18 protein-coding genes are annotated in these 18,276 nt (G+C 28.4%); 10 read left to right on the top strand and 8 right to left on the bottom strand.

The window, feature by feature from the left end:
* Positions 1-74 precede the first annotated feature (74 nt).
* Positions 75-2,291 (bottom strand): ribonuclease R, encoded by a 2,217-nt coding sequence (gene rnr, locus ACN5J5_RS05545; RefSeq protein WP_418646311.1) that lies wholly within the window; start codon positions 2,289-2,291, stop codon positions 75-77.
* Between the two features lie 113 nt (positions 2,292-2,404).
* Between rnr and ACN5J5_RS05540 the strand changes: the two genes are divergently transcribed.
* The 4 genes from ACN5J5_RS05540 to ACN5J5_RS05525 all read left to right on the top strand — a co-directional run bounded on the left by ACN5J5_RS05540 (position 2,405) and on the right by ACN5J5_RS05525 (position 5,145).
* The gene (locus ACN5J5_RS05540; RefSeq protein ID WP_418646310.1) at positions 2,405-3,316 is read left to right on the top strand and encodes a diacylglycerol/lipid kinase family protein; all 912 of its coding nucleotides are present in this window, start codon (positions 2,405-2,407) and stop codon (positions 3,314-3,316) included.
* Between the two features lie 73 nt (positions 3,317-3,389).
* Complete coding sequence (locus ACN5J5_RS05535; RefSeq protein ID WP_418646309.1) at positions 3,390-3,557, top strand: hypothetical protein; 168 nt, start codon at positions 3,390-3,392, stop codon at positions 3,555-3,557.
* A 713-nt stretch (positions 3,558-4,270) separates the two neighbouring features.
* The gene (gene rpiB, locus ACN5J5_RS05530) at positions 4,271-4,705 is read left to right on the top strand and encodes a ribose 5-phosphate isomerase B (RefSeq protein WP_418646308.1); all 435 of its coding nucleotides are present in this window, start codon (positions 4,271-4,273) and stop codon (positions 4,703-4,705) included.
* On the top strand, positions 4,705-5,145 hold the full coding sequence (locus tag ACN5J5_RS05525; RefSeq protein WP_418646307.1) for a GNAT family N-acetyltransferase: 441 nt from the start codon (positions 4,705-4,707) through the stop codon (positions 5,143-5,145). The genes rpiB and ACN5J5_RS05525 overlap by 1 nt, the downstream gene beginning before the upstream one ends.
* A gap of 151 nt (positions 5,146-5,296) precedes the next feature.
* On the opposite strand, the gene ACN5J5_RS05520 is transcribed toward ACN5J5_RS05525, so the two are convergent.
* From ACN5J5_RS05520 to ACN5J5_RS05505, 4 genes are all read right to left on the bottom strand, one after another.
* Positions 5,297-5,872, bottom strand: a complete 576-nt coding sequence (locus ACN5J5_RS05520) for a pseudouridine synthase (protein WP_418646306.1) — start codon at positions 5,870-5,872, stop codon at positions 5,297-5,299.
* A 4-nt stretch (positions 5,873-5,876) separates the two neighbouring features.
* The gene (locus ACN5J5_RS05515; protein WP_418646305.1) at positions 5,877-7,898 is read right to left on the bottom strand and encodes a TonB-dependent receptor plug domain-containing protein; all 2,022 of its coding nucleotides are present in this window, start codon (positions 7,896-7,898) and stop codon (positions 5,877-5,879) included.
* A gap of 52 nt (positions 7,899-7,950) precedes the next feature.
* Positions 7,951-8,790, bottom strand: a complete 840-nt coding sequence (locus ACN5J5_RS05510) for a hypothetical protein (RefSeq protein WP_418646304.1) — start codon at positions 8,788-8,790, stop codon at positions 7,951-7,953.
* A gap of 94 nt (positions 8,791-8,884) precedes the next feature.
* Positions 8,885-9,211 (bottom strand): hypothetical protein, encoded by a 327-nt coding sequence (locus ACN5J5_RS05505; RefSeq protein ID WP_418646303.1) that lies wholly within the window; start codon positions 9,209-9,211, stop codon positions 8,885-8,887.
* 234 nt (positions 9,212-9,445) lie between these two features.
* Between ACN5J5_RS05505 and recA the strand changes: the two genes are divergently transcribed.
* From recA to ACN5J5_RS05490, 3 genes are all read left to right on the top strand, one after another.
* The gene (recA, locus tag ACN5J5_RS05500) at positions 9,446-10,453 is read left to right on the top strand and encodes a recombinase RecA (protein WP_418646302.1); all 1,008 of its coding nucleotides are present in this window, start codon (positions 9,446-9,448) and stop codon (positions 10,451-10,453) included.
* A gap of 156 nt (positions 10,454-10,609) precedes the next feature.
* Positions 10,610-11,698 carry an acyltransferase family protein gene (locus tag ACN5J5_RS05495; protein ID WP_418646301.1) on the top strand — a complete coding sequence of 363 codons (1,089 nt, stop codon included), beginning with the start codon at positions 10,610-10,612 and terminating at the stop codon, positions 11,696-11,698.
* A gap of 24 nt (positions 11,699-11,722) precedes the next feature.
* On the top strand, positions 11,723-12,262 hold the full coding sequence (locus tag ACN5J5_RS05490) for a GNAT family N-acetyltransferase (protein WP_418646300.1): 540 nt from the start codon (positions 11,723-11,725) through the stop codon (positions 12,260-12,262).
* Here the strand turns inward: ACN5J5_RS05490 and dut are convergent.
* Positions 12,259-12,690 carry a dUTP diphosphatase gene (dut, locus tag ACN5J5_RS05485; protein ID WP_418646299.1) on the bottom strand — a complete coding sequence of 144 codons (432 nt, stop codon included), beginning with the start codon at positions 12,688-12,690 and terminating at the stop codon, positions 12,259-12,261. The genes ACN5J5_RS05490 and dut overlap by 4 nt on opposite strands.
* Before the next feature lie 93 nt (positions 12,691-12,783).
* On the opposite strand from dut, the gene ACN5J5_RS05480 reads away from it, so the two are divergent.
* The 3 genes from ACN5J5_RS05480 (at position 12,784) to ACN5J5_RS05470 (ending at position 15,938) form a co-directional block, all read left to right on the top strand.
* On the top strand, positions 12,784-13,779 hold the full coding sequence (locus ACN5J5_RS05480) for an NAD(P)H-dependent glycerol-3-phosphate dehydrogenase (RefSeq protein ID WP_418646298.1): 996 nt from the start codon (positions 12,784-12,786) through the stop codon (positions 13,777-13,779).
* A gap of 226 nt (positions 13,780-14,005) precedes the next feature.
* Positions 14,006-14,665 carry a hypothetical protein gene (locus ACN5J5_RS05475; protein ID WP_418646297.1) on the top strand — a complete coding sequence of 220 codons (660 nt, stop codon included), beginning with the start codon at positions 14,006-14,008 and terminating at the stop codon, positions 14,663-14,665.
* Between the two features lie 4 nt (positions 14,666-14,669).
* Entirely contained in the window at positions 14,670-15,938 is a 1,269-nt protein-coding gene (locus ACN5J5_RS05470; RefSeq protein WP_418646296.1) for an MFS transporter, read from the top strand.
* A 57-nt stretch (positions 15,939-15,995) separates the two neighbouring features.
* On the opposite strand, the gene ACN5J5_RS05465 is transcribed toward ACN5J5_RS05470, so the two are convergent.
* Both ACN5J5_RS05465 and ACN5J5_RS05460 read right to left on the bottom strand, forming a co-directional pair.
* Positions 15,996-16,502, bottom strand: a complete 507-nt coding sequence (locus ACN5J5_RS05465; protein ID WP_418646295.1) for a hypothetical protein — start codon at positions 16,500-16,502, stop codon at positions 15,996-15,998.
* A 100-nt stretch (positions 16,503-16,602) separates the two neighbouring features.
* Complete coding sequence (locus ACN5J5_RS05460; RefSeq protein WP_418646294.1) at positions 16,603-18,249, bottom strand: glycerol-3-phosphate dehydrogenase/oxidase; 1,647 nt, start codon at positions 18,247-18,249, stop codon at positions 16,603-16,605.
* Between the last annotated feature and the right edge of the window lie 27 nt (positions 18,250-18,276).

Here is an 18,276-nt window from a genome sequence, read left to right as displayed (position 1 = left end):
TTGTTAGTTATTGGCTATAATCAATAATAATACCAATACTATATAAAGACAAATATTAAATTTTATTGTGACAATTAATGAGAAATTAAGTGAAAATCTAAATGTTTACGTTCTAAATCGGTGTTTTTAACTTTTACAACCACTTTATCACCTAGCTGAATTACGTTTTTAGAAGATTGCCCAACAATGGCATATTGCTTTTCATCAAAAATATAATAATCATCTTTTATATCTCTAATTCTAACCATTCCTTCACATTTATTGGCGCTAATTTCAACATAAATTCCCCATTCGGTAACACCAGAAATCACACCTTCGAATTCTTCATCTTGATGATCTTTCATATACTTAATCTGCATATATTTTATGCTTGAACGTTCGGCTTTTGCAGCCAATTCTTCCATTTGAGACGAATGTTTACATTTTACTTCGTAAGCATCAGCTTTTGGTGATGTTCCACCATCTAAATAATGTTGTAATAAACGATGAGTCATTACATCTGGATAACGACGAATTGGAGATGTAAAGTGACTGTAATAATCAAAAGCTAAACCATAATGCCCAATATTTTGAGTAGTATAAGCAGCTTTACTCATAGAACGGATTGCTAAAGTTTCAACCATATTAGCTTCTCCTTTACCATGAACGTCACTTAATAATTTATTTAAAGATTGTGATGTACTTTCTTTAGTATCAGTATTAATTTTATATCCAAATTTATTGATAATGTTTTGTAATGATGCTAATTTATCAATATTAGGCTCATCGTGCGTTCGGTAAATAAAAGTATTTTTTGTTTCTTTTCCTTTAGAAAAACCAATGAATTCTGCTACTTTTCTATTAGCTAAGAGCATAAACTCTTCAATTAATTTATTTGCATCTTTAGATTCTTTAAAGAAAACTCCCACAGGATTTGCCTCTTCATCTAAATTAAATTTTACTTCAACTCTATCAAAAGATATTGCACCTGCTTTCATACGTTTTTTACGTAATTTTTTAGCTAATTCATCTAGTTTTAAAGTTGCTTCTACAATTTCTGGAGTAACTTCATACGCTGCATCAATTATTGAAGTTTCTAAAGGCATTGTATACGGTTGAATATCATCAGAAAGTGAACAATTTTCTATAATAGATTGTGCTTCTTCATACGCAAAACGTTGATCAGAATACGTTACCGTTCTACCAAACCATTTATCAACTATTTGTGCTTTTTCATTGATTTCAAAAACTGCAGAAAATGTTAACTTTTCTTCATTCGGACGTAATGAACAAACGCCGTTACTTAACATTTCTGGTAACATTGGTACCACCCTATCTACTAAATATACTGAGGTTGCTCTATCATAAGCTTCATCATCTAAAATAGTTTTTGGCTGTACATAATGCGAAACATCAGCAATATGAATTCCGATTTCGTAATTACCATTTTCTAATTTTGTAAATGATAAAGCATCATCAAAATCTTTTGCATCTTTCGGATCAATAGTAAAGGTTAAAACTTTACGCATATCACGTCGTTTAGCTATTTCTGCTTCAGTTATTTCAGTTGATAAATTTTCAGCATCTTCTTCTACTTCTTTCGGAAACTCGTATGGTAAACCGTATTCTAATAAAATAGAATGAATTTCTGTTTCGTGTTCACCAGGTTTACCTAAAACTTGTGTGATTTTACCAAACGGATTTTTAGAATTATCGGGCCAATCAGTCATTTTAGCAACCACTTTATCACCATGTTCTGCTCCATTTAATTTATTCTGAGAAATAAATAAATCGGCATACATTTTTTGGTTATCAGGAATTACAAATCCGAAGGTTTTATTCATTTGTAAAACACCAACAAACTCAGTTTTGTGTCTTTCTATAATTTCAACAACTTCTCCTTCAAATTTATTAGAACGTCGTTTTTTATACACATAAACTTTTACTGTATCTTGATGTAAACCTTTTCCTAAATTTATTGACGGAATAAAAATATCATTTTCAAAATCATCACAAATAAAATATCCATTTCCGTTGGATGTTAAATCTAACGTACCAATATGATATTTACGATTTTCATTTACTTGATATTTACCTCTATCAATTTCTTTAATTTTTTTGGTAGCAGTTAATTCAGCTAATTTTTTTAAAACTTGAGTTTTTCCGTCAGTATCAGAAATACCCATTTTACTAGCAATTTGCTTATAATTATAGGTCTTTGAATTGTCTTCACTTAATATTTTAAATATGTTACGAGTTAAATCTTTAATTATTTTTCCTTTTTTTTTGTAGATTTTTTTCTTTCTAGTCATTAATCTTTCTTCTTATTTAATTGTTACCAAAGTACAATAAATTCACTGTATTGTTTATTAATTAAGTGTTATCAATCTATTTTGTATTTTGGCAGTATTATACTTAATAATTTATGATACATTCTTGGTTTTTAATTGCAAATCCCGTTTCTGGAAATAAAAAACTTTCTAAAAATTGGAAAGAAATTGAGCAATTGTTAAACAAAAAAAATATCGAATTTTCTTATGCTTTTACAGCGTATTCTAAACACGAAATTGAATTGGTACACATGGCTATTCAACAAGGTTTTAGAAATATAATTTCCGTTGGAGGAGATGGTACACTACATCATGTAGTAAACGGAATTATGACGCAAAGATATGTAAAAACTTCTGATATTACTGTTGGTGTAATTCCTTTAGGTACAGGAAACGATTGGATTAAGACTTATAATATGCCAAATAGTATAGAAAATGCTATTGATTTAATTCAACAAAAAAAGACCATTTTACAGGATATTGGTCATTTAAAACTTACAAATACTACTACTTTTTTTAATAATGTAGCCGGCATTGGATATGATGGCTATGTTGTTAATAAGTTAAATAAATTAAAATGTTTTGGCCCTATAGCTTACCTTTTAAGTGGAGTTGCTGGTTTGTTTTTATATAAAAAAACCGATTTTAATATTACTATTGATGATAAATTAATTAAAACAAAATGTTTAATGACATTATTTGGTATTTGTAAATATTCGGCAGGCGGGATGTTATTAACTGATTATAAAGATACTACAGACGGTTTATTTGATATTACAATAGCTAAAAACTTATCACTGTTTGATTTAATTAAAAATTTAAAGAAATTATATAACGGTTTAATCATTGATCATAAAAAAGTAGAAACACATATAACTAACACTTTGTTAATAACTCCAAATTCGGCTGACAATCTTCCTTTTATACAAGCAGATGGCGAATTAATAGGCCAAGGACAAGTAACTGCAACCGTTATTCATAAAGCTTTACAATTTGTAATTTGTTAAAAGTTAAAAAAAACTTAAGAAAAATGTAACATTTCTTAAAATTTTACGTCTTTATAGTAAGAAGTAGTTAAAAATGAAAAACTTACGTAAAATAATCGCTTTTTTTATCTTTATATTTATTGCAGGAATTATCGTTGCTGCAATAAGTATAAACGCTACTTTAAATAAAAAAACACCTACCGAAATAGTAAAAGCTAAAGACACACTTAATCTTATTAAAAAAGATAAAAGAACTGCTTAAAAAGCTTTATTCCTAGTTATTCTTACTTATCAACATCACTAGTTTTATACACTATAATTTAAGAAATTTATTCTTTTAAAATATTAAGTTTATAAAACAAGTAATTTATTTATCAGCTTACATCACAATTTTTAAAATTTAAAAGAGAAATAGTAAAACTCTAAAATGTCAAAATTTTAAATTTAACTGTTATTAACATATATTATATTATATATAAAAGATTTTTAAAATTTAAAAAAAGAAATGATTGTTATTATAGTGTGTTAATATGTGCAATAAATAAAAGCTTAAAGTTTTGGTAGTATCACTTATTAAATAAAATAAACATGTTATTAGGTTGATAAAACATTTAAAATCAACTATAAAATAGAGTTGTTAACAATAGTTATAAACAGTAATTCACTTATAAATATGAATACTAAATTTAAATTACGATGTAAATAACGGGTTAATTTTATGTTGATAAATGTTTATCAAAAACTCAAAAAAAAAGTTGCATATGTAATAGTAGTTCTTGTATTGTAAAAAAAATGTAAATAATCAAATAAACTTTTTAAAATCTACTACTACTTCTTAACAATTGATTAATATCATTTAACTACTTAATTTTTAATAGCTTATTAAGAATACTAAAAAAAGCATTGTTAATTACTGTTGATAACCGTTAATAACTGTATTTTTGTAGTACACAACTAAATTAAAATCAACAAATTATGACAATTGCCATCGGAAATGACCATGCAGGTACCGAATATAAATTTGAAATTATTACTCTTTTAGAAGAATTAGGCCATAAAGTAATTAATTTTGGAACTAACGATAATAATAGTATGGATTATCCAGATGCTATTCATCCAACTGCAGAAGCTGTAGAAACAGAACAAGCCGAAATGGGAATAATTTTATGCGGTAGTGGTAATGGTGCACAAATGACAGCAAATAAACACCAAGGTGTGCGTGCAGCTTTATGTTGGAATAATGAGTTGGTAGCTTTAACTCGTCAACATAACAATGCTAACATTTTAACAATTCCGGCGCGTTTTGTATCATTACAACAGGCATTAGGTTTTGTAAGTATTTTTTTATCTACTGATTTTGAAGGCGGAAGACATGCTGATAGAGTAAATAAAATAGCGTGTAATTGCTAATGGATTTTAAAGTAAAAAAGTTTAATAATTTAACGACTTCAGAATTGTATGAATTACTTCAATTACGTTCTGAAGTTTTTATTGTAGAGCAAAATTGTGTGTATCAAGATGTAGATGGTAAAGATCAAAAAGCATTGCATGTTTTAGGCTTAAAAGATGATACAATAATAGCATACACTCGTTTGTTTGACAGTAATCAGTATTTTGATACACCTAGTATTGGTAGGGTAGTAGTAAAAGATAGTGAACGAAAATATGGTTACGGACACGATTTAATAAAAGCTTCAATACAAGCAATTATTAATAATTATAACGAAACAAAAATTACCATATCTGCACAAACTTATTTAAAAAAGTTTTATGAATCTCATGGATTTATACAAGTAGGCGAAGGTTATTTAGAAGATGATATTCCGCATATAAAAATGATAAGAAACTAATCTTTTTTATTATTCATTTTATATATCAAGTAACCAAAACCAATTATAAAATGAAGCACTATAATAGAAGCTATTATATATATAAATGTATTAGAATTTTCTTGCATATTGTAAAGCTAACCTATTTTTTAAATTAAAAAAGCAACAAAAGTTACATTAGTTGATCAACTTCAATAACCTCACCAGATTGCATATTATTAAGTAAAATATTTCCTACACGAACACGTACCAAACGTAAAGTAGCAAAACCAACAGCAGAGGTCATTTTTCGAACTTGTCTAAATTTTCCTTCGGTTAAAGTAACAGAAATCCAACTCGTGGGTCCATGACGATCGTCGCGTATTTTTTTTGAACGTTCAGAAAAATTGGGAGTTTCAATTAAAGTAACTTTACAAGGTTTTGTTATGTATTTTTTACCATCAAAACCAATTTCTACTCCAGCTTTTAATTTTTCAATTTCTTTAGCAGTTATTTGTCCGTTAACTTGTACATAATATTCTTTTTCAACCTTACCTCTTGTAGTAATAAAATCGCTTACTTTACCATCAGTGGTAAGTAATAATAAACCTTCTGATTTTGCATCTAAACGCCCAATTGCCATTGTTTTATCTGGAAAATTAAAATTTAATTCACCCAATAATTTTTTCTTTCGATTAGTTTGATTATTAATAAACTGAGAAAGAAAACCATAAGGTTTATGAATAATAAAATGGCGATGATTTAACATAAAATTATTTTAAAATATAAGACAAGTTAATAAAAATATTTCTACCCATTCTTGGTATATTTTGCCAATCTGAATAAGTAGAATAATAAGTATTAAAAATATTTTCTACTCCTGTTTTTATAATTAAAGCATCATTATTTATGTAAAATTTGTAACCAGCATCTATATTAAAAATAGTGTATTTATTAGTTTTATCTTCTCCATAATTTTTAGAAAAATTACGTTGTGTATCAGCACCAATAACTTCAAAGTTTGAAGTAAATAAATTATTAGTAAAATCAATACTTGCATTATAGGTTACAGGAGCAATTAAAGGTAATTTTTCTCCCTTAATTTCTTTACCGTAATTATATGTTATTCCACTATTAAAAGTAAATTGCTTATTAAACTTATAAGCTACATTTACTGAAGAATTAAATTGTAAAACTTTATCTAATGAACTGTATGTTTTTACTCCGTTTGCACCAATAACCATTGGTTGAAAATTAGGATTAATAACCCCAATTATGTAATCAGAAATGTAAAATAATGAGTTTTCAAATCCAATAGTTAAAGCGTTGTTTTTATACTTTATTTTCGAATTAAATTCTAACGATTTTTCATTTTTTAAATTAGGATTCCCGATATAATCAAAATTATCAAAACTGTTATATAAAAAATTACCATATCCTTCACTTACTGACGGAGCTCTTTCTCCATATCCTAAAGAATTAGTAATGGTAAATTGGGGAGTTTTATTAATAATTTGCGCTGTAAAACTGGGTAAAAATCTATTTTTTGTAGCAGATAAATTAGGATAAAATATTTGTAAACTTCCTAAACCAAAATCACTACCAATATTATTATATTGATATCCTAATCGGGTACTTAATTGTATAGATGTTTGATTATTTATGGTAATATTATCACTTATAAACAATCCGTTATATAAAGTTTTTACATCGGGCCAAGTAAGCATAAACATTAATTTTTCTCTACTATTAGCAGGATACATTGTCATTTCTGCCAACGATTTATTGTAATATCCGTTAAGATTTACAGAAAAATGATGCTTGTTTTTTTTCAATTTTGTTTTTACATAATATCCGTATGTATCACTCCAACCAGGCATATCCATGTGAATAGGCACATTAGGTCTTTTGGTATCATCCATAACATGAGTAATATTATTAGCATACAATTTAGCATCAATATAATTAAATAAAGCATCTTTATTTTGATATTCGTAATTTACAGAAGCAATGGTAGCTTTTGCTAACGAAACATCCATAGGTAAGGCAGGATAACCAACATCGGTAGCTTTATCAAAAATAAAAGTTGCGCCAATTTTTTCTTTTGATGAAATTTTATACCCTGCAATGGCAGAAAAATTATATTTATTGTACTGAGAAAATAATACTTCGTTGTTATTACCATCTACATAATTATCGGCATTTCTTTTAATAAAATCAGTATTTATATAAAATTTTTTACTGCTAAAATTAGCTTCAGCACCTATAATTTTGGTGTTAGAATTACTTTCGTATCCTACATCAATTCCCGTAATTATTTTATGATATTGATTAGTAAAATTATTTTTATCTAACTTTAAATCAATAGCACCTCCAATAGTTTGTCCGTTTTCGGTACCGTGTTGCCCAGAATAAACGGCTACTTTTTCGAGATTAGAAATATCTACATAAGATGTAATAGGATCCATTTTATCGGTACATGCCCCAAAAATTTGCATTCCGTCTATGGTTATATTTAGTCGATCAGAAACCATATTATTTAAACTAGGTTCCCAAGCATAATTACCCCTTTTAATCATGTTTATTTTAGGTGATTTTTCTAAAAAATCGTCTAAGTTAGCTAAGGGTTTCGTGTATTTTTTATTATTTATTTTATCGTTTCTTTTACTAATTACAATCACTTCATTTAAAAAAGTATGTTTTTCTAGAGTATCTTTTTTAATTATTTTTTGCTGTGATTGTATTGTAAGCGAAATTATTCCTATAAAAAAGGAAAGTATATAACGTTGTATCATTTAAAAAGTTTTAAAAAAAGAGCCACAATTTTGCAGCTCTTTTTTAATGAAATTAAAATTCTATTTCTAAATAAAGGCTACTGTTTTCGTTAGTATCAGTAACTTCTTCACCTTTTACAAGTTCGTTTAAGGTGTTATATGCCATTAAATTTAATTTCCAATAACCTGTCATGGTTAACGATAAATTTCCTTCGTATAATTTTGAAGTTGTATTAAAAGTTAAATCGGTATTATTTGGCGAAGAATGATTTCCCATACTTGGCATTCTTGGATCATTTTTTATGGTAAAATTTTCTACTATCGGAAAATCCATCATAGTTTCCATTTTAAATAATCCCACTTTAAAATCATTCATTCCAACTTCTGGATTTTCAGGATTAATTAAAGCAAGTACATATCTGTTTTGCGCTGCATCCATAAAAACAGTTACGTTTTTTTTATCAGTAGCCGGAACCGAAATTTGTTCTTCTACAGTATATTCTACATTATCAACCGTATATTTTATGGTTAACGACCATTTTTCGGTATCATTTTCTGCCATTTGAAATACAATATAACCATTGTAAAGAGTTTCGGTATTTTTAGCTTTTGTTATGGCAGATTTAGGGCAAGAATGCATCATGCTAGTCATGTGCATTACTGGACTCCAAGTAACTGTTGCATTTGTTAAGTAGTTATCTGTATTTTTTTCAACAATTCTTAAAAAAACATCATTATATCCTTGATGTAAATTAGTTTCTTTTGAAAAAATTTCAACATTATGAGTATCATTACTTAAAGTTTGAATGTAATTTAAAGCTGAAGTTTCATCCTTTTCTTCTATAGTATCATCACTACAAGATGTGATAAAAGTAATTAATAGTATTGGTAATATATATTTTAAAATTTTCATGATTATTTTTATTAAATTTTTACGTGTAGCAGCAATCAATTAAGTATATTTTATACCTAATTGTGCCATTTTAATAAGAAGATATTTACCTTCTTTAACCGATATAATTCATGAAAATTTTAGGAGGCGGAATTTCTTTTTCTAATACCAAAAGAGGTATTTTTTGTAGGCAATATTCATAGCCTTCATTATTTATATTAAAAACGTTTTTAAAATCGAATAAAGTACTTTTTACAAAGTACAAAATAAAGGTACCTCTAAATTCTTTTTCGCTTTTTGGTTGTGAAGCAGGATTTTCTTTTTCCGCAACTTTTACATCCAATTTTTTCATTAAGTAACACTTACCATTACATCCTTGCTGATTATCTTTTTGAACACATAATTCTTTAATAATATAATCTTGATAAGCAAAAAAATACATAGATACATATGCTTGATATAAACTAGAGTTTATAACAGTTAAAGCCAGCAAAAAGCTAAAAAATCGATATGTAAATTTCAGTTTCACACAACAAAAATAAAATTAACTATCACATTTTAAACTGATTTATGTCATATTTTTTCATCTTTATAATTAAACGATAAAAAGTATAAAAAAAACACTGCTTTTTTATAACTTAGCCACTCTTATTTTTAATATATATTAGCACGATTTATGGCAGCAGATAAAGAAAAAGAAGCAAAATTAAAAGCATTGCAGCTTACTTTAGATAAGTTAGATAAAACTTATGGAAAAGGCTCGGTAATGAAATTAGGAGATAGCAAAGTTGAAGATATTGAAGCTATTTCATCAGGGTCATTAGGTTTAGATTTAGCTTTAGGTGTTGGAGGATATCCTCGTGGAAGAGTTATTGAAATTTACGGACCAGAATCATCAGGTAAAACAACCTTAACTTTACACGCAATTGCTGAGGCTCAAAAAGCAGGAGGTATTGCCGCTTTTATTGATGCTGAACACGCATTTGATCGTTTTTATGCAGAAAGTTTAGGAATAGATACTGATAATTTAATTATCTCTCAGCCAGATCATGGTGAGCAAGCATTAGAAATTGCAGATAATTTAATCCGTTCAGGAGCTATTGATATTGTAGTAATTGATTCGGTTGCAGCCTTAACACCAAAATCGGAGATTGAAGGTGAAATGGGAGATTCTAAAATGGGATTACATGCACGTTTAATGTCTCAAGCATTACGTAAATTAACAGGTACTATTAGTAAAACAAAATGTACTGTTATTTTTATTAACCAATTACGTGAAAAAATTGGAGTAATGTTTGGTAATCCAGAAACAACAACTGGTGGTAACGCATTAAAATTTTATGCATCTGTTCGTTTAGATATTCGTCGTAGAACACAAATTAAAGATGGCGATAGAGTTATTGGTAACAGTACCAAAGTTAAAATTGTAAAAAATAAAGTAGCACCACCATTTCAAATTGCCGAATTTGATATTATGTATGGTAAAGGAATATCAAAAGTTGGTGAGGTTTTAGATATTGGTGTAGAATACGGAATTATAAAGAAAAGTGGCTCATGGTTTAGCTATGGAGACACAAAATTAGGTCAGGGTAGAGACGCCGTTAAAGGTTTAATTAAAGATAACCCTGAATTAATGGAAGAACTTGAAGGAAAAATAAAAGATGCTATCGAAAATCAAGAATAAGTTTTAAGTTAAAAGGTTTATTTATTATTAAAAGCTGTTGAGAAATCAACAGCTTTTTTTATAAAAATTACATTATTATACCCATTTTAGGGTAAATGAGTGGTTATTTTTTAATATTTTTGAAAAATTTTTAAAAATCCCCTAAAGGTTATAAACATGACTGCAAAAAAAAGAATTGAATCTGTAGATTTATTAAGAGGTTTTACCATAGTTGCCATGATTTTAGTAAATACTCCTAGTACCTGGAGTGCGGTTTATGCACCTTTATTACACGCAGAATGGCACGGATTAACACCTACTGATTTAATTTTTCCCTTCTTTTTATTTATTGTAGGAATCTCAATTTATTTTGCATATAAAAACAAAACAAAAGGAGCCACAACCTATAAAAAAATAGCGATAAGAAGTTTAAAACTAATAGGTTTAGGTTTATTTTTAAATATATTTTTACCATATTTTCCTTTTTTTCAAGATTTAGAAACTCTTAGAATTACAGGTGTTTTACAAAGAATAGGAATTGTATTTTTTATCTCGGCCTTTTTATATATTAATTATAATTGGAAAGTTTTATTAACAATTAGTATTACAATATTAATTAGCTATGCATTATTTTTAGGTTTTATTCCTTTTTCTGACGGTACATTACCAACTTTTGATAGAGCACCAAATAATTGGGCTAATTATATAGATTTAAATATTTTAGGTAAACATATGTGGCAGCCAGATTATGATCCTGAAGGATTGTTTAGCACAATACCATCAATAGTTACTTGTTTATCGGGTGTTTTAATAGGTAAGTTATTAGACGAGCTTAAAAATATTAAACAACTCTTTTTAGCAGCAACCATCTTATTAGTTTTAGGGTATATTTTACATGTTTGGTTTCCTATAAATAAAGCTATTTGGAGTAGTAGTTTTGTATTAGCAACCAGTGGTTGGGCAACTTTAATATTAGCAATAATTTATTATTTAAAAGATATTAAACAATTAGAATTCGGAACCGTTTTTAAGTATGTTGGTATGAATGCAATTACCATTTATTTTTTATCTAGTTTTATATCTAAAGTTATGTATTTAACAAAAATTGGCGATACTAATTTACACAACTACTTATACAAAAGCATTTTTGTACAATCCTTTTTTTCTGATAAATTATCTTCTTTACTATACGGCTTAACCGTTGTTTTATTTTATGTAGCCTTAGGATATGCAATGTTTAGAAAGAAAATTTTTATTAAAGTATAATCCATTATTTTTAAAATAGTACTATTGATAACTATATCAAAAAATATACAATTAAAAGAGATTTTGAATACCGATTCTGAATCTCTTTTTACATTAATGCAACAAGTGTATCCTGCAGCATATAGTCATTTTTGGAAAGATAATGGCAATTGGTATGTAAACTCACAATATTCAAAAGAGCATATATTCAAAGAATTATCCGAAGAAAACGCACGTTATTATTTTGTTTTATTTAAAAACGAGCTTATAGGTAATTTTAGAGTTATTTGGGATAAAAAACTAGTTGGTTTTAGTAATAAAAAGTGTGTAAAATTACATCGTGTTTACTTGCATTCAAAAACGCAAGGCAACGGAATAGGTAAAAAATTAGTAAAATGGCTAGAAAAAGAAGCCATAAAAAAACAATATGAACTCATTTGGTTAGATGCTATGAATGAGCAACCGCAAGCTTTTGAATTTTATAAAAAATTAGGCTTTCAATATCATTCACATTGTTTTTTAGACTTTGAATTATTATATGATAAAGTACGTAAAATGAGTCAACTTTATAAAAAGTTAATTTAAACTCCCGTACTTCCAAATCCTCCTTCACCACGTTCAGTTTCACTTAAAACGCTTACCTCTTGCCAGTTTACGCGCTCGTGTTTTGCAATTACTAATTGTGCAATACGTTCGCCATCATTAATCATAAAATCTTGGTTAGAAAGGTTTACTAAAATCACTCCAATTTCACCACGATAATCTGCATCTACAGTTCCAGGAGCATTTAATACAGTAATCCCATTTTTAGCAGCCAATCCGCTTCGCGGACGTACTTGAGCTTCAAAACCAACAGGCAAAGCGATAAATAAACCAGTTTTTATAATGGCACGCTCTAACGGCTTTAAAGTAATTGTTTCATTAATGTTTGCACGTAAATCCATTCCTGCAGAACCTTCGGTTTCGTAATTTGGTGTTTCGTGTTTCGATTTATTGATAATTTGTACTTCCATGCTTATAAATTTTTCAAAAATCAAATATAATACCCTTAAGATTTAAAAGAAGCATATAGATTTCTTAATTTTGTATAACAAACAAATTTAGATATGAGTAAGCAAACTAAAATAGCAGTTTTAGGTGGAGGAAGTTGGGCTACTGCCATTGTTAAAATGTTATCTGAAAATTTAGATACTATTGGTTGGTATATGCGAAGCGTGTATGCAATTGAGCATATAAAACGTAATAAACATAATCCTAGTTACTTAAGTTCGGCAGAACTACAACCCGAACAGCTAGATTTGTCTGATGATATGAATTATATCGTTGAAAATTATGATATTTTAATTTTTGCAATTCCGTCTGCCTTTGTAAATACCGAATTAGAAAAATTAACAGCATCTTTAAAAGATAAAGTTATTTTTTCGGCAATTAAAGGAATTGTTCCCGAAACAGGATTAATTGTTGGCGAGCATTTTCATGATATTCATAATGTTCCTTTTAGCAATATAGGTGTAATTACTGGGCCTTGTCATGCTGAAGAAGTTGCGATGGAACGTTTATCGTATTTAACTTTAGCTTGTCAAGATCAAGAAAAAGCAAAAAACTTGAGTACTTATATTGCAGGACGCTATATAAAAACAAAAATTTCTGATGATATTATTGGTACTGAATACGCAGCTATGTTAAAAAACATATACGCAATTGCAGCTGGTATTGCTCATGGTTTGGGATATGGAGATAATTTTCAGTCGGTGTTAATGAGTAACGGAATTCGAGAAATGAAGCGTTTTATTAAAAAAGTACATAAAATGAAACGTAATATTAATAACTCGGCTTATTTAGGTGATTTATTAGTTACAGGATATTCCGTTTTTAGTAGAAACAGAATGTTTGGTAACATGATTGGTAAAGGATACACCGTAAAATCTGCCATGTTAGAAATGAGTATGGTTGCCGAAGGATATTATGCAACAAAAAGCGCTTATAAAATCAATGAAAAAAATGGAGCTAAAACTCCTATTATTGATGCAGTTTACAATGTTTTGTACGGTAAAAAAGAAGCGAAAGATGAGTTTTTAAAGTTAACAAATAGATTAGATTAGTTGTTTGCATTTGTACAAATAATCCTTCTTAATAAAAAGAAGTGGTACCCATCAATCGCTTCTGTAATTTAGTTGTGTAGGTTTTGTATTTTTATATACTAAAAGCAAATTTAATTTAAAAATCTGATTATCATACCTTTTTGTTCTAATTTATAACAATATTAAAAAAATAGAATAATTTTACTATTGGTTATATTTTAATTATTTTTGTTTAAAATTAAACAACATGAAGACAATTCAAGAAGCTGTAGAAATTACGATAAGAAAAACCCCTTTTATTGAAGAGGCTTTAAATGAAAAACTAATAAACGTATCATCTTTAGCAAGAGTTGTACTGCCAGAAGTATCAAAATTGCTTAAAAAAGATGTAAAAGTTGGTGCGGTTATGATGGCTATTAATAGATTATCACCAGCTAATGAACTTCGTGTTCGAAAAAATATTAAAAAATTAGCGCTCGATTTAGGAGATGTTATTGTTAGATCTGATTTGTGCGATTTTACCTTTAAAAATACGTCATCTTTATTAAAAGAAATTGCTAAAATTTTAAGCAAATCTGCCGATAGTAATGATTATTTCTTAACAGTTTCTCAAGGAATTTTCGAAACAAATATTGTTACTAGTAAAAATTTACAACATTATGTTGAAGAAATTTTTAAAAGCGAAACGTTAATTAATAATGTAAACGATTTAGCTTCAATAACCATTAAACTTCCGAAAGATAATTTAGAACAATCAGGAATATATTACTTTATTTTAAAGCAATTTGCGTGGGCAAATATAGCCGTACAAGAAGTAATATCTACTACTCATGAAATGACAATTGTTGTAAAAGAAGAAGATGTTAATGAAACTTTTGCCATTTTAATGGATTTAAAATTGAATTAATACCATGGATAAAAAAGATCCGTACGCTTCCTTAAGAATTAAAGAATTTAATATTTTTTTACTTGTTAGGTTTGCATTGGTATTTGCTTGGTCTATGCAATTTATTATTATTGAGTGGCAAGTGTATAGCATTACTAAAAATCCACTTTCGCTTGGTATTATTGGATTAATGGAAGTAATTCCGGCAGTTTCAATGGCATTATTTGCGGGTCATATTGTTGATCAAAAAGAAAAAAGAAATTTATTAGCCCTTTGTATAGGTACTTTTTCATTAATAAGTTTAGGCTTATTTTTTTTAACATTGCCTAGTTTTATTAAAGGCTGGGAAACCAATATTGTTTTATATTCAATTTATGGATTGGTATTTTTTGGCGGACTTTTACGTTCATTTTTTGGGCCAACCATATTTTCATTAATAGCCTTAATAGTTCCTAAAAAATTATACCCAAATGCTGCAACTTGGAGTAGCTCTACTTGGCAAATGGCTTCTGTTTTAGGGCCAGCTTTTGCTGGGTTTACCATTTCTTGGATTGGTGTTCATTGGTCGCTTTGTATTGTTTTTAGTTTGGTGGTATTTTCATTTTTAATGGTATTTTTTGTGAAGAAAAAACCAATTTTAAATCCGAAGATAGGAGAGCCTGTAATGAAAAGTTTAAAAGAAGGAATTAGTTTTGTTTTTAAAACCAAAGCTATTTTAGGAGCCATTACTTTAGATATGATTTCGGTACTTTTTGGTGGGGCAGTAGCTTTATTACCAGTGTATGCACAAGATATTTTAAAAGTTGGTCCAGAAGGTTTTGGTGCTTTGCGCGCTGCACCAGCAATAGGAGCATTTTTAACGATGTTAATAACAGCTTACATACCAATTAGTAAAAATGCTGGAATGAAGCTGTTAACGGCAATTTTTGGCTTTGGTGTTTGTATTATTGTATTTGGATTGTCTTCTGTATTTTGGATTTCTATTGTGGCTTTATTTTTTAGCGGTGTTACCGATGGCGTTTCAATGGTAATTCGTCAAACAATATTGCAATTAAAAACGCCCGACCATATGCGTGGTAGAGTAGCTTCGGTAAACTCAATGTTTGTAGGTTCGTCTAACGAATTGGGTGCTTTTGAAAGCGGAGTAACAGCAAAACTTATGGGTACAGTTACTGCCGTAGTTTTTGGTGGTACGATGACCTTAATTACCGTGGTAACTACTGGAATTATAAATCCTACTTTACGAAAGTTAGATTTAACAAAGGATTTAGAAGCGCACGAGAAAACAGCATAAAAAAAAGCAGCGCTAATAGTTTAACTATTAGCGCTGCTTTTTTTAAATCATGTTTAATTACGACATATCCATATAACTAATCTTTGTAATAAGGTTTGATGTTTGGTCAAATTCAATATTTATAAAAACATCACAATCTTCACAAGTTGAGTATAAAATACTTTTCGATCCATTTCTACCCACACTAAAAAGAACAGTGCCTAGTTTATCAATATTATCTCCAATAGAAATAGCGGTATCTTTAATAGCGATAGTAGTTTCATTGCTATTAATTTCAAAAGATTCTATATAGGGTTTACTTTTACCCATTGTAGAAAAATCTATTTTTAAACCTTTAAAAACAAAGTAATAATAAGTTTCGTTTTCATCAACTTTATAAGAAGTTACTGCACCTAATAAGGCTTCAACTTTAGATTGATTTCCTTTGGTTTTTTTTAAATCTAGGAATTTTGCATTATTTATTTTAAGATTATCAAAATCAGCATCAGAAATAACATTTACAGATTGACTCTTTACGATAAAACTAGTTAATAAAAATAATACGATTAGTGTTTTTTGTTTCATTTTACTGAAAATTAGGGGAATATAAACAGTTATAAAAAATAATATAAGGGGCGCAAAGATAAAACACTTTTAAAAACCAGCAATTTTTTTAAGTTAAAAACTACTTAAAATTTACAGTTAGCTTAATTTTGTTGTCTAATTTTTGTTGATGTTTTAATGCAGTTTCTACATTCCAACTAAAGTAATTGGTAAATTCATTTAAAATTGCCGCTTTATAAGTATCTACACTTGGTTTATCAAAAAACAAACGTCCGGTTCTACGCATAAAAAAATCGGTAGGAGTACAGGTCATTTCATGTTGAATGGTAAACCAAACTTCAGCTTTTAATAAACGTAATTCTGTATCTTTTTCTTTAATTTCATTAAATTTATCTAAAATTATATCGGTTTGTTTACCATAATTATGCACTAAATAAGCAGCATCTGTTTTTGTAAATCCATCTATTTTTAAGATTTTATATACCTGATTTATATATATGTTTACCGATTTATAATTTTGAAATGGACCACCAGCTAGTATAATTTCTTCAGTTTGTATGGTATCAAATTCTATTTCAAACCTACGTTTCATTTTTTTAGTAACTAAATCAACAATACGCTCTGCCATTTTACGATACCCTGTTAATTTACCTCCAGCAATAGAAATTAATTTAGTATCGGAAACAAAAATTTCATCTTTACGAGATAATTCTGAAGCAGATTTTCCTTCTTCGTGAATTAAAGGACGCAATCCTGCCCATGAAGATTGAATATCTGTAATAGATAAATTAATATCAGGAAACATATTATTAACTGCTTCAATTAAATAAGCAGCATCTACAATGCTAGTTTCTACGGTGTTTTTATCTTGCTGAAAATTTGTATCGGTAGTACCAAAATAAGTTACTTTTCCGCGAGGAATTGCAAACATCATTCGACCATCAGGAACATCAAAATATACGGATTGTTTTACTGGTAGTTTTTCATGTGCAACAACCAAATGAACGCCTTTGGTTAAGTGTAATCTTTTACCAATTTTCGAATTGTTAACTTGTCGTAATTCATCTACCCAAGGTCCTGCAGCATTAACTACATATTTAGCCTTAATATTATAAGTTTCATTAGTAAATTGGTTGGTAACCTTAGCGCCAACCACACGTTTATTTTCATAAATAAATTCGTTGGCTTTGGTATAATTAAGTATTTGTGCGTTGTATTGGCTAGCAGTTTTTAAAACTTCAATAGTTAAACGAGCATCGTCTGTACGATATTCAGCATAATAACCAGCACCATTTAAAATGTTTGAAGGTAATAAAGGTTCTTTTACTAAAGCTTCTTTTTTGTCTAACATTTTACGTTTATCATCGCCTTCAACAGCTGCTAAAACATCATAAACTTTTAGACCTACTGATGTTAACCACGATCCGTATGTTCCGCCATCAATTAAAGGTAAAATCATTTTTTCTGGAATTACCAAATGCGGTGCAATTTTATGAACAATAGCGCGCTCAGTACCTACTTCTTTTACCAACCAAAAATCAAATTGTTTTAAATAACGTAAACCACCATGAATTAGTTTGGTTGATTTACTTGAAGTACCCGAGGCAAAATCATTTTTTTCAATCAACGCAACTTTCATTCCACGCGAAGCTGCATCTAAAGCAATTCCTGCACCTGTAATTCCACCTCCAATAATTAAAATATCATATTCGGTTTCTTGTAATTCTTGTTGAATGTTTTTTCTGTTGAAAAAAGAAAAATTGTGCATAGAAATTGTTTTTTAACAAAAATAAGC

Origin of the sequence: Tenacibaculum insulae (genome assembly GCF_964512435.1) — a bacterium.
In the GTDB taxonomy this organism is placed as follows: Bacteria; Bacteroidota; Bacteroidia; order Flavobacteriales; family Flavobacteriaceae; genus Polaribacter; species Polaribacter insulae_A.
The sequence above is the reverse complement of the archived record's forward strand: the minus strand, read 5'-3'. Positions and strand labels throughout refer to the sequence as shown.